Here is a 12,989-nt window from a genome sequence, read left to right on the forward strand (position 1 = left end):
AGCCGTTAATCCGGGCTCTATACCCCAGTTAGGGTAAAGACGCTATATCCAGACGTCACCGTCATCGTAAGATCATATTCCAGCCTGGTTTCGACCGTGATCTGAGTGCCGACGCCAGTAAGTTGCCGGACGCCTTTTTCCGTATCCCAGAGGCCCCTGAATCAACATACTGATAGCCGCGCAGAGCCGACTCATCGCAACCAGCAATGATCATTTCGTGTGCGGTTGCTGATCAATGACTGCCCCCAGCGCCCAAGATAATATCTTCCGGGCCATTTTTCATTGATTGACATTAATAACAAATATCTGGCGCGGGTATTACTTGACACCCATTTTAGTTTTATATTTGCTGACCGCCTGATTGAAAAAATCACGATCATCATCGTCTGCAATATTATTACTCTGTTCAATAAACGCCTCATACCCCGCCTTGGCGTTTTTAACTTTCCATACGGTATAAGCGGCTTGCTTATCAAGTTCTATGCGGTTTTTTTCAGCTTGAGATAACAGTGTCAGGTTATACATAACCTACCTCGACAACGAGAACAATGGCGTAAATCTTATAAGATTTTACGACTAAGACCAACGAGAATATCCCCAAAGTTACCTCAAGAGGCAGAATTCAGAGTGATACCAGCCAGCTCACTTCAGGGGAAAGGTACGAAGGAATGACGGCGCCTTTCGAGTACCTTTGAGTAACTAAATCAGCCGCTACAATTGCTAAAATCCTAACTGAATTTTAAAAATAATAAAGAACGCGACTACAATCCCCATAATCAGCATTACACTTACTACCGGGCTCAAGGTTGATACACTGGGATGTTTCACCGCATCCAACAGTTTAGGTTCGTTATCGTCATCCTCATCGGTCAACTTCGCTAAATCTTTAACATGCCCCATCACTGTATCAATCGCTTCTTCCGCAGAATCGATGACCTGAGCCTCAAACCAACGCTCAGAATCAACCAATTGCCCCGCGTCCACATTCTGTGTAAGACCAAAATGGCCGGATCGGCTATCAATGACAGTCACCACCAACTGCTGCTCTTTTCCACATAACACCCAGCATGGAAGGTAATCTCCGTTTAACTTAACTTTGCTCGGATACGGATAAGCATTGTCACTCACCGCATACTGAAGATCAGCGTTGCTGATCGTGAGCGAATGTACCACCTGCAGGCAACTTTCCAGCCAGTAGGCGAAATTTTTGCGGTATGCCGTCTGACGCAGCGGTGCCATTCGCGCCGCACCACGGATAATGTAGTCAACCAGTACGCCATTAACCGGCTGCTTGTCGGGCCACTTCTCAACTTGATCGGCCGAAATTTTAAACCGATGAAATACCGTGGCATCCTCGGCGACAAAATTGACATCCAAACAACCTTTCAAGTTTTGTTCCGGCAATACATCCCGGTATTCGATCCGCCAAGAGGGGGACAGCTTGCGCAGAACTTCCGAATAGACCTGCTCAACCACCGCCAGGTAGTGTTCATAGTTAGTCATGATGTACTCACCCTGTCGCCCAGAATTTTGATCCAATTCCGACTGTGATTAATATTTAGACTGTTTTTTACTTATACGCCCATTCTGTGACTTTTTTCGTGCGCAACCTTTGATTATTCCAGCTAACCGGATACAAGCTTCTGCCGTTTACTGACGGAAACCTCTCTTTTTTCAGATACGGAAAACTCAACGTTCTATCCCGTTTATGTGTATTGCAAAAATGAAATCCATTACAAGATCACGCTTTTGTGAACATCATTTCATACTGTTTACATCGCACAAACATCAACATAAAACCCTATACTTTCAACAACTAAAGTAAGTCGACCATTGTTTGGATTACTTTTCAATCAAAGCCCGATAACTCCCGGGCAAACGATTCCCATCACATTTTCAACATATTTGGTAATCAACACGTTTTTTTTTCTTATTTAGAAACTAAAATGTGATCATGATCGCTAGATGAAGGCCGCCAATTCCATAAACTTCTTCACATCGAACGGCAATAACACAAAGGCACCTTATCTATTTTTGTCTGAAGCGCGAGTGACTTGTGAAGAGTAATTGATTTACAACACACTGTACTTCCAAAAAAGACAGAAAGAGCAAGCCGAAATCAAGCCGTCACACATTGAATATGCAAGACAATCGAGGGTAAACACATGAACGAAATTCTGCTGGCTATTTTTGCAGGCTTAATTGTTGGCTTATTTTTTAGTGCGATTAAGCTGCCACTGCCTGCGCCACCAGTATTACCCGGCATAATGGGCATCGTGGGTGTTTACCTTGGCGGTATGGCATACCAAACAATTGTTGAGCGTTTTTTCTCTTAAATACTTAAACCCTTTTAATAACAAATTCCTAGGAGTGAGCCATGGCTACCCCACATATCAATGCTGAACTTGGTGATTTTGCTGAAACAGTCCTAATGCCAGGTGACCCGTTACGCGCAAAGTTTATTGCTGAAAACTTCCTGGAAGATGTAAAGCAAGTGTGTGACGTACGCAGCATGCTTGGTTTCACCGGTACTTACAAAGGTAAGCGTGTTTCTGTTATGGGCCACGGTATGGGCATCCCTTCATGCTCTATCTATGTACATGAGCTGATCAAAGATTTCGGTGTTAAAAATGTTATCCGTGTTGGTAGCTGTGGCACCGTAAGTGATGACGTGAAACTGATGGATGTCATCATCGGTATGGGTGCATCTACCGATTCTAAAGTTAATCGTATCCGTTTCAACGATCATGATTTCGCAGCGATTGCTGATTTCCACCTGCTGGAAACTGCAGTGGGCCAGGCGCGTGCGCAAAAAGTGCCGGTTCGTGTCGGTAACGTGTTCTCTGCAGATCTATTCTACAGTCCTGAAACTGACTTGTTCGAAAAAATGGAAAAGCTTGGCATTCTGGGTATCGATATGGAAGCTGCTGGTATCTACGGTGTGGCTGCTGAGCTTGGTGCCAAGGCACTGACTATCCTGACCGTATCGGACCACATCACCCGAGGTGAGAAGCTAAGTTCAGAAGACCGGCAGAAGTCTTTCAACGAGATGATGAACGTCGCACTGGAAACCGCGATCAGCATCTAATTCCGTTGAAGTAAAAAAGTATTTAGCGGTCAGGGTTTTCCCCGATTCTCTGGCCGCTACCTCTGTCTCAGACAGAGTTAAGACCTATGCCATTATTCTAGTTGATATCATAGTTATTATGTCATCAGTTCTAATGGTATAGCTCTTAACGGCAACGTTTTTAACGTTACGTAATGAGTAATGTAGAAAAAGGGAATATTAGTGTCCACAGGGAGGCTGTTCTTGAACATAATCGCAGCTCAACATTTTGTAATATGTGGCGTCTTGCATAATTTGAATTGAGAAAAACATTGTCATATATTGATGCTTTTTTCAGGCGATCTATGTGAAATATCAGCTGACTTGTGGGCGGCTAATGCTGTACTGAATAAGAGGGTTACCTTTTATTCAGTCCCCTTCTCCTGGCTTATGCACAAGGATTAGGTAAGGCAACCATGATGAAAAAACTTCACCCAGTATCCTCTGCAACCCTGTTGCCACCCGCTTACGGGCATTTGCAGTTTAATCACTGTAAAACTGTCAGCTGCCGCAATTTTGGTTCAATGGATGAACACGACTACGTTGTGCAACACTCTAATCCGAACAGACCAACAATGATCTGCCGTGAATGTGGAGCGTTTCCCCCGGTTATCAATAACCACGATGTCGTAGCTGAAGTTTCTCGCCTTAAACTCGCACAAAGCAGTGGCCTTCCTGCTTGTACTAATCCTGACTGCAGAAATCTCGGCCTGCCGGTACTGACCCACCGCCATCTTTATCATGCTTTTGGCTACAGCGGCGATCGCCAGCGATACCGTTGCAAATGCTGCCAGGCCACTTTTGTCGACCGCTGGTCAGGCTTTAATGGCAAGCATATGGTGCAGCAAAAACTATTAGCCATGTTATTTACTGGCTACTCGGTACGTGACATTTGCCGTCGCCTGGGAATGAACCCGAAAACCTTTTACGATCAGCTATCGCACATTGCCAGCCGCTGCCGCCGTCAGTTGTCGATGTTTGATGCCCGCTTATTTAAACATGCGCAGGCGTTATCGCTCGCGTCAGATTTAAAGCCATTGCAGCCTAACAGTGACAACGGTGTTTTATGGATTGCCACCGGTGAAGCCACATCAGGTTATATCGTTGGCCAGCATGTTAATTACCACTCCGCCGATGTCGATAACCCCAGCAAAGATCACGACCCTTTCCAGAACAATACCCGTTTTATGGCTGCACCCAACGCGCAATTGGTTGAGGTACCGTTGCCAGCGCCACAAGGTATTCTGGCTCGCGTTGATGCAACTTACCGTAAGGTACTGGCCCGTCCTAATATGGAAGATCCGCTCAGTCACCTGCCGCGTATTAACTATCCGGCCAAGGGGTGCTTAGTGCGCCCACAGTACACGGTTTACGCACACTATCTGCATTTGTCACAAATGCTTGAATATAACGAGTCTCTGTCACTGTTTATGCCTCAGGAAACGTTATTGCGTTCGGCATGTATCTCTGTTTTCCTTAACCGTATTAAAGATAAAAGTATTCATCCGCTTTATGTCATCGAAGATAAAGGCTGGCAACATGGTCAGGCTGCGGGGCGTATTGATATTGTTTTGATGAGCTGGTGGCGTGATCGTTGGGCCTTCACCCGCCATGATGATATCGGCAAAGGTATCTGTCATATAGGCGGTGAGAAAGACAATGAAAAGAAGTGGCTGGAAATCGCGTCTCATCGGGCTATCAGTGAATACCAAACCCGCTTCCACGACCAGTTTTCACAACTAGTTGATGAACCCCGTCGTAAATTGCGCCCCGCAGGGCTATTACCTCTGCTGGATATTTACCGTGCATGGCATAACTTGTGCCGCCAGGATCGGTCGGGCCTGACACCAGCACAGCAAGTCGGGTTAACCGCTGCACCGCTTACCTTAGAGCAGCTATTGAGCTAATCAGGAACATGTTCTGTCAGCAATACCCACCCCACCTTATAATGAGGGCACAAGCGAATCGGGTGCTTGCCCTCATCATGACCTTCATCAAGCAACGTATTTCAGTCCACCAAAACTTTGTCGCTGAGATCAACTTTCTTTACTATTGCAAAGTCTCGGATTGATATTATTGTTATATTTGTTTTTAAGATGTAAAAGAAATAGCGGGCTTTTCGCGACCAACAAGGATGTTAGGGATGGTAATGCGATTATTCCCAAATAAAATCAAACCCATTTTACTGGCCAGTATGCTTTCAGTAGGGATTATTCCTGCGTTTCTCTATAGCTGGATAAGCAGCGATAAATGGTCGACGGTGGCACTTGAACAAATATCCCTGGGTATCTACCACCGTACAGAAATTGCAGCGCAAAACATTGATGATATTTTTGCCAAACGCCTGCTGAGCCTGAAAACACTGGCTAACTCCCCCGTTTTTGAATTAGACCCATCGACCACCCTTGGCGCATCAGCTAATGACAAAAGTTTTATCAGCCATTATCTGGCCGAGCTGAGCGCCGTTGATCAAGCCTTTAATACGATTCACCTGGTTGAAAAACAGGGCAGTCAATTTAAGATCACTGAATCATCCCGTACCGATCAACCAACTCATCTGACAAACGAACTCAAAAAATTTGGCTTAAATGACTTCGCCGACATTATAGGCAAGATAGACTCAACGCCGGATAAGACGTATATCGCAGTGCCAAAAAATGCCACCTCAGTCCCCTGCCTGCTGTTTATCACCGAAATCAGCAACAACTATTCATCTCATTCCCGCCCCACTAAAACACGCTTCTTATTAGTCGAATACCGTCTGAGTGAGATTAATGAACGACTGAACTACTTAGCCGAGCATATTAGTAATGCCGACTATATCTTCCTGATAAATCAGCAAGGTAACGCCATATTATCAGGCAAGTACCAAGGGCGGGACCTGCAGGCTTTCAATGATTTCAAACAGAACTATGATCAAGGGAAATTTCAGACCCACAGTGAACAGGGAGGAGTGACTCACTACACTAACCGCTATAGTGATGAACTCATTACCACCATTTCCAAATTGGACACCCTTGATAATAACCACCAACCCCTGTGGTCGTTAGTCACCATAACGCCGCAGCATACTGCAACGAAAGTAATCGATGACCTGCATCGCTACTTTTTACTGGCGCTATTTTTTACCGCCTGTATGGTGATTGTATTATCGATTACTCTAACCAAGCGTATCACGGTGCCATTAGCTAAACTGTCGCGCTTTGCGGCCCAGTTTAAACTGGGGAGCTATTTCCGTAATGAAACATTTACCGGCCCTCATGAGTTTCAGGTACTTCATGCAGCCTTGAATCAGGGGGCGGATAAAATATCTTCCGATACCCAGCGTCTGAACCAGGCACTGCACAAGGCCGAAGATGCAGACAGAGCCAAGTCCGCCTTTCTGGCTAACTTATCCCATGAAATCCGTACTCCGATGAATGGCATGCTGGGGCTTTCCCAGCTATTGCTGAAAACCGATCTGACAACAGAGCAAAAACATCATTTGTACATATTGCTTGATTCGGGCAAACACATGATGTCGCTGCTGAATGATATTCTGGATTTCTCTAAAATCGAACAAGGCCAGCTAAAGCTTGATAAAACGCACTTTTGTTTTACTGATTTGCTCGGCACAATCGAAAGCGCTTACTACACGCTTGCCAAAGAGAAAGGGATCGGCTTCTACATTGATTGTGACTTTGAACCATCAAGCTGGTTCTATGCTGACAAAGCCCGCATCCGCCAGATATTATTCAATCTCATCAGCAACGCGATTAAATTTACCTTAAAAGGGGAAGTACGTGTCACCCTGAAGCAACAGGCTGGCTCTCAACCCAATGAAAAAGTGCTCACCATCATTATTCAGGATACCGGTATTGGCATCGCACAAGACCGTATTCCAATGATCTTTGAGCCGTTTGTTCAGGCTGAGGTATCAACCTGCCGACGCTTTGGCGGTACAGGTTTAGGCTTAAGTATTGTTAAGCAACTCTCTGATCTAATGGGCGGCGATATTCAGCTTGAGAGCCAGCCCGGAAAAGGTTCAACCTTTACCGTGACCTTAACGGTCAATCCTGGTCACTATGAACAAGAAGAGCAATCTGAAATCGAGTTTGATCAACGTACCTTTATTGATCTCAAAGTGCTCATTGTTGAAGATAATCACCTCAATGTCTTGATCATCGATTCCTTCCTGAGGCAGCACGGTTTTCAAACTCAAGTAGTCGAAAACGGCGAAGAGGCCTTAAGAATACTCGATGCTGAATATTTCGATATCATTCTGATGGACAACCACATGCCGGTCATGGATGGAATTGAAGCTACCAAGCGTATCCGGGCATTGATATCACCGATAAACCAGATCCCGATTTTTGCCTGTACGGCCGATGTATTTGAAGAAGCGCAGAAGAGCATGATAGATGCCGGGGCTGACTGCGTGATCGCAAAGCCTCTGGACGAGCGTAAACTACTTGATGCGCTGCAACGATTTAAAGGCAAAATTACGACCATGGCTGCCCTGCGCAGATCTACGCCTGAATCACTCCCCGAAGTGAATAGCGACATTGCAACATCAGGCTGGGAAAGTCTGACGCCAGAAAGCTTGTCATCTATCAGTATGGCTATCGACGGCCTCAACGATAGCAAGATTGAACAGATTGAAACATCATCACCGGCAAGCGATGTTCAGCTGCACCCCGATCAGTTTCAACAAGTTAACCTCAATGAACTGCTGGAAATGATGGACCACGATCAAGGTCTTGTATTGCAGTTTCTGAGCATGTTTTTCGAAGAGCACTGCAACGATGTCGCAAAGTTTAAGCAAGCACTGAACAAGCAAGACTTTGATGCCGCAACATTGATCAGCCACACCCTAAAAGGGGTATCTGCTAGCATTTGTGCTGTTCAGCTAAGTAAAGCCGCTCAGATAGTCGAAAAACGCGTCAAAGCCAACGAAGTACCGACCGACATCGAAATGACGGCATTAACTTCAGCTTTAGCACTGCTAATCCAGGAAATCCAGCAGCACATTACCGTTACCAGCCAGTAAAGCACAGAGCAAATGATCAACCAAAAGATCATCTGCTCACTTGTGATATATCATATAAAAACAGACCATCGACAAATACAGTAATAGTTTGAGCTTAAAATATATCAAACATCAAAAAATGAGATCTAAACACGATTTAGCATCGCTAACAATTGACAATTTACAGTAAAAAGACAATTATCATCACATCAATTGCTCCCGGCCAACCCATCCGCTCACTCTATGTGTTTATGGTTTGCGCTATTTAAGTTAAGAGCACGTAAATATACTTTTTCTAGCTTCAATTTAAGCTAGCATTGAAACAATGTCCTATCACGTTAAGGGTCGAAAGATATGAGCACAAAACTGGAACAACTGCGCGCGCTAACTACTGTTGTTGCTGACACTGGCGACATCGAAGCAATCAGCAAATATCAGCCTGAAGATGCAACGACCAACCCGTCGTTGATCCTGAAAGCAGCCCAGATTGCTGAATACGCTCCTCTTATCGACGCATCAATTGCTTATGCCAAAGCACAGAGCAATGACAAAGCACAGCAAGTTCAAGATACTTGCGACATGCTTGCCGTTAACATCGGTAAAGAAATTCTGAAAGTCGTACCGGGTCGTATCTCTACAGAAGTTGACGCGCGTCTTTCTTACGACACTGAAGGCAGCATCAAAAAAGCTCGCCAGCTAATTAAAATGTATAACGATGCTGGCATCACTAATGATCGCATTCTGATCAAACTGGCCTCTACCTGGGAAGGCATTCGTGCTGCTGAAGTCCTAGAAAAAGAAGGCATCAACTGTAACCTTACCCTGCTGTTCTCTTTCGCCCAGGCGCGTGCATGTGCAGAAGCTGGCGTATTCCTGATTTCTCCTTTCGTTGGTCGTATCATGGACTGGTACAAAGCGAAAGAAGGCCGTGACTTCGAAGCATCTGAAGATCCAGGCGTAGTATCCGTTACAGGCATCTACAAATACTATAAAGAACATGGCTACAATACAGTCGTAATGGGCGCAAGCTTCCGTAACACTGGCGAAATTCTAGAGCTGGCGGGTTGTGACCGTCTGACTATCAGCCCAGACCTCCTGCAAGCACTAAACGATGCTGAAGGCGAAGTGGTACAGAAACTATCTGCTGACGTTGAGATCAAAGAACGTCCAGCCGCTATGACTCACGCTGAGTTCCTATGGGAACACAACCAAGATCCGATGGCGGTTGAGAAACTGGCTGACGGTATCCGCAACTTCGCGGTTGACCAAGGCAAGCTTGAAGCAATGATTGCTGAGCGCCTGTAAGACTTAATATAATTTCAGAAAGCGGCCTTTAGCCGCTTTCTTACTTTTTTGAATCGATTTAATTTTTGGTGACATAAGTATGGAACGTAAAGTCCTCGCAAACGCAATCCGTGCCCTGAGCATGGACGGTGTACAACAAGCAAATTCTGGCCACCCTGGCGCGCCTATGGGTATGGCTGATATTGCTGAAGTACTGTGGCGCAGCCACATGAACCACAACCCGCAAAACCCAGAGTGGGCAGACCGCGACCGTTTTATCCTATCAAACGGCCATGGTTCAATGCTGATCTACTCTTTGCTTCACCTGACAGGTTACGAGCTGTCTATCGATGATCTGAAAAACTTCCGTCAGCTGCACTCGAAAACACCGGGTCACCCGGAATACGGTTATGCGCCGGGTATCGAAACCACGACAGGCCCGCTAGGCCAAGGTATTACTAACGCGGTAGGTATGGCGATGGCTGAAAAAGCCCTTGCTGCACAGTTCAACCGCGACGGCCACGACATCGTTGATCACTTCACCTACTCGTTCCTAGGTGACGGCTGTATGATGGAAGGGATCTCTCACGAAGCATGTTCACTGGCGGGTACGCTAGGTCTTGGTAAGCTGGTTGCTTTCTGGGATGACAACGGTATCTCTATCGACGGTGAGGTTGAAGGTTGGTTCTCTGACGATACACCTAAGCGTTTCGAAGCATACGGCTGGCACGTAATCCCAGCCGTTGACGGTCACGATGCTGACGCAATCAACGCAGCTATCGAAGCCGCTAAAGCAGAAACAGGTAGACCAACACTTATCTGCTGCAAAACTATCATTGGTTTTGGTTCGCCAAACAAAGCAGGCTCTCACGACTGTCACGGCGCACCACTAGGTGCAGAAGAAATCGCCGCTGCTCGTGAATTCCTTGGCTGGAATCACGGTCCTTTCGAAATCCCGGCAGACGTAGCCGCTGAGTGGAACGCGAAAGAAGCTGGCGCAGCAAAAGAAGCTGCATGGGATGAGAAGTTTGCCGCATACGCAGCTGCACACCCTGAACTGGCAGCAGAATTCAAGCGCCGTACCGCTGGCGACCTTCCTGCACAGTGGGAAGAAAAAGCCAATGCTATCATTGCCGATCTTCAGGCAAACCCGGCAAACATCGCATCACGTAAAGCATCTCAAAACGCACTAGAAGCGTTTGGTGCAATGCTTCCTGAATTCATGGGCGGCTCGGCTGACCTTGCGCCGTCTAACCTGACCATGTGGTCTGGCTCTAAGTCACTAACGGCTGAAGACTTCTCGGGTAACTACATCCACTACGGTGTACGTGAATTCGGTATGACAGCGATCATGAACGGTATTGCCTTGCACGGTGGCTTCGTACCATACGGCGCAACATTCCTGATGTTTATGGAATACGCACGCAACGCAATGCGCATGGCGGCACTGATGAAAGTGCAGAACATCCAGGTTTACACCCACGACTCAATCGGTCTGGGTGAAGATGGTCCGACGCACCAGCCTGTAGAGCAAGTTTCTTCTCTACGTCTGACACCAAACATGAGCACATGGCGTCCATGTGACCAGGTTGAATCGGCAGTTGCTTGGAAATACGCTATCGAGCGCAAAGACGGCCCGACATCACTGATCTTCTCGCGTCAGAACCTTGCACAGCAAGCGCGTACTGAAGCACAAGTTGCTGATATCGCGAAGGGTGGCTACATTCTTAAAGATTGTGAAGGCAAGCCAGAGCTTATCTTTATCGCAACCGGCTCTGAAGTTGAGCTAGCTACAGAAGCATATGCACAGCTAACGGCGGAAGGCCGCAAGGTTCGCGTGGTTTCTATGCCAGCTACAGACCTGTTCGATAAGCAAGATGCCGCTTACCGTGAAGCGGTACTGCCAGCTGACGTAACAGCACGTGTTGCCGTTGAAGCGGGTATTGCTGACTTCTGGTACAAGTACGTTGGTTTCGGCGGCCGTATCATCGGTATGACAACATTCGGTGAGTCTGCTCCTGCAGGCGAGCTATTTAAGATGTTCGGCTTCACGGTTGAAAACGTGGTTAACACTGCAAAAGAATTGCTGAACTAAGCAACTGTTTCACAAAATAATAAGAGAAGAGCACTCTGGCTCTTCTCTTAGCCATTATTGCCAGACTGGGTCATACACAGTTTGGCTTTTTTGATCCTGCAGCTCTCCCCCCCTCCCCTCAACGCCATAACCAGAAGAAATCAACCATCATTAATAGAATCGTTACAAAAACAATGACAAGCGTGCGTTTCGTCACTTTAATAATGTATAAGCAATCTCATAATATTTACTGTATAACTCCAGTAACTCTGAAAAATCAGAGTCGCTCAGTTGACGTCTGGGTGAAAATTGGCTGATATGCCTCTGGAAGCAAATGAATTTTGTCGTATTCCTGCTGTCATATGGAAGTAAATCAAATACTCACTTAATGAGAAAGAAGGTAATATAAATGACATGGAAATTATCAGATCTTCTCCCTGTTCTGACCGAACATGAAGGTTGGCAAGTAGAAGCAAGTGAACAGGCCCTCGTTATCCGCAACGAAGATAATATTGAGGCGTTTCTGGCAGTGTCTGGTGAGCAGATCCTAGTTGAAGTACTGCTTTTCCCTCAGCAACAAGTTAAAGACATTACTGAGCTCAACAACGACATATTACGTACTCATAAGATGTTCCCGCTCTCAACAATTGGTATCAATGAGATTCAGGGACACAGTTACTATGTTGCTTTTGGTTCATTGTCTTCTCAATCCAAAGCTGAAAGTGTCGTCATTGAAGTGGCAACATTATTCCGTAACGTTGAAGCCTTTATCGAACTATACCAAGACCACCTCGCGGAGATTGTATAATGAGCGTCTGGAAAAAATTATTTACCGCCATTAAAGGTGGGGCCAATGAAGCGGCCGAAAACATTGCTGATGGTCAGGCGCTGCGTATTCTTGATCAGGAAATCCGTGATGCCAAACAAGAACTTCGCCGCTCTGATGAAGCATTAGTCAGCATTGTCGCTAAGCGTAAAATGTCACAGCAGAAAGTGGATGCCTTCACCAACGGCATTAATGAGTATGAAGGCCATGCACGTGGCGCCATGGACAATGGTCAGCAAGATCTTGCTCTGGAATGTGCCCAGAAAGTTGCGAACCTGCGCACCGAACAACAGGCTGAGCAAATATACTTAGATCAGTTTGTAAAATCAGAACAAAGTATGCGTACCAATATTGCGCAAGCGAAAGACAAACTACGCCAGCTGGAGCAACAGGTTGACGTTGTTAAGGCTAATGAAGCGGTACAGAGAGCGCAATCAGCGGTATCGGCTACCAACGTCGGCGCCAATGCAAAAATGCACACCGCCGTTGAGTCGCTAGAGCGCATAAAACAGCGTCAGACCGAGAAATCAGCGCAACTTGAAGCTGCAGCTGAAATGGCTGAAGAGCAATCTGGTAGTAGCCTGGATAAGAAACTTGCCGAAGCAGGTATCACCTCGGGTGGAAAATCCTCTGCAGAAGACGAATTAGCCCGTATCTTAGGCAAATAGCAGAATTCGAAAAAATGGAGGTA

The 12,989-nt window shown here is 46.2% G+C and carries 10 protein-coding genes; 8 read left to right on the forward strand and 2 right to left on the reverse strand.

What is annotated here, in order from left to right; translation table 11 throughout:
- Nucleotides 1-318: 318 nt before the first annotated feature.
- Together R3289_RS12005 and R3289_RS12010 are read right to left on the reverse strand one after the other, a co-directional pair.
- On the reverse strand, nucleotides 319-525 hold the full coding sequence (locus R3289_RS12005) for a DUF3283 family protein (protein WP_318925768.1): 207 nt from the start codon (nucleotides 523-525) through the stop codon (nucleotides 319-321).
- Between the two features lie 195 nt (nucleotides 526-720).
- On the reverse strand, nucleotides 721-1,503 hold the full coding sequence (locus R3289_RS12010) for a hypothetical protein (protein WP_318925771.1): 783 nt from the start codon (nucleotides 1,501-1,503) through the stop codon (nucleotides 721-723).
- Nucleotides 1,504-2,165: 662 nt separating this feature from the next.
- Between R3289_RS12010 and R3289_RS12015 the strand changes: the two genes are divergently transcribed.
- The 8 genes from R3289_RS12015 (at nucleotide 2,166) to R3289_RS12050 (ending at nucleotide 12,966) form a co-directional block, all read left to right on the forward strand.
- The gene (locus R3289_RS12015) at nucleotides 2,166-2,336 is read left to right on the forward strand and encodes a XapX domain-containing protein (RefSeq protein WP_318925772.1); all 171 of its coding nucleotides are present in this window, start codon (nucleotides 2,166-2,168) and stop codon (nucleotides 2,334-2,336) included.
- 41 nt (nucleotides 2,337-2,377) lie between these two features.
- Nucleotides 2,378-3,088, forward strand: coding sequence for a purine-nucleoside phosphorylase (deoD, locus tag R3289_RS12020; RefSeq protein ID WP_318925774.1), 711 nt, complete (start codon nucleotides 2,378-2,380; stop codon nucleotides 3,086-3,088).
- A 434-nt stretch (nucleotides 3,089-3,522) separates the two neighbouring features.
- Nucleotides 3,523-5,013, forward strand: coding sequence for a transposase (locus tag R3289_RS12025; protein ID WP_413466695.1), 1,491 nt, complete (start codon nucleotides 3,523-3,525; stop codon nucleotides 5,011-5,013).
- A 242-nt stretch (nucleotides 5,014-5,255) separates the two neighbouring features.
- Complete coding sequence (locus R3289_RS12030) at nucleotides 5,256-8,135, forward strand: ATP-binding protein (RefSeq protein ID WP_318925775.1); 2,880 nt, start codon at nucleotides 5,256-5,258, stop codon at nucleotides 8,133-8,135.
- A gap of 333 nt (nucleotides 8,136-8,468) precedes the next feature.
- The gene (gene tal / locus R3289_RS12035; RefSeq protein WP_318925777.1) at nucleotides 8,469-9,419 is read left to right on the forward strand and encodes a transaldolase; all 951 of its coding nucleotides are present in this window, start codon (nucleotides 8,469-8,471) and stop codon (nucleotides 9,417-9,419) included.
- 79 nt (nucleotides 9,420-9,498) lie between these two features.
- Nucleotides 9,499-11,493, forward strand: a complete 1,995-nt coding sequence (gene tkt, locus R3289_RS12040) for a transketolase (RefSeq protein WP_318925778.1) — start codon at nucleotides 9,499-9,501, stop codon at nucleotides 11,491-11,493.
- A 388-nt stretch (nucleotides 11,494-11,881) separates the two neighbouring features.
- Nucleotides 11,882-12,280 (forward strand): DUF2170 family protein, encoded by a 399-nt coding sequence (locus tag R3289_RS12045; RefSeq protein ID WP_318925779.1) that lies wholly within the window; start codon nucleotides 11,882-11,884, stop codon nucleotides 12,278-12,280.
- Nucleotides 12,280-12,966, forward strand: coding sequence for a PspA/IM30 family protein (locus R3289_RS12050; RefSeq protein WP_318925780.1), 687 nt, complete (start codon nucleotides 12,280-12,282; stop codon nucleotides 12,964-12,966). The genes R3289_RS12045 and R3289_RS12050 overlap by 1 nt, the downstream gene beginning before the upstream one ends.
- The last annotated feature ends 23 nt before the right edge of the window (nucleotides 12,967-12,989 follow it).

The sequence above is a fragment of the Photobacterium sp. genome, from assembly GCF_033720175.1.
Taxonomy (GTDB): domain Bacteria; phylum Pseudomonadota; class Gammaproteobacteria; order Enterobacterales; family Vibrionaceae; genus Photobacterium.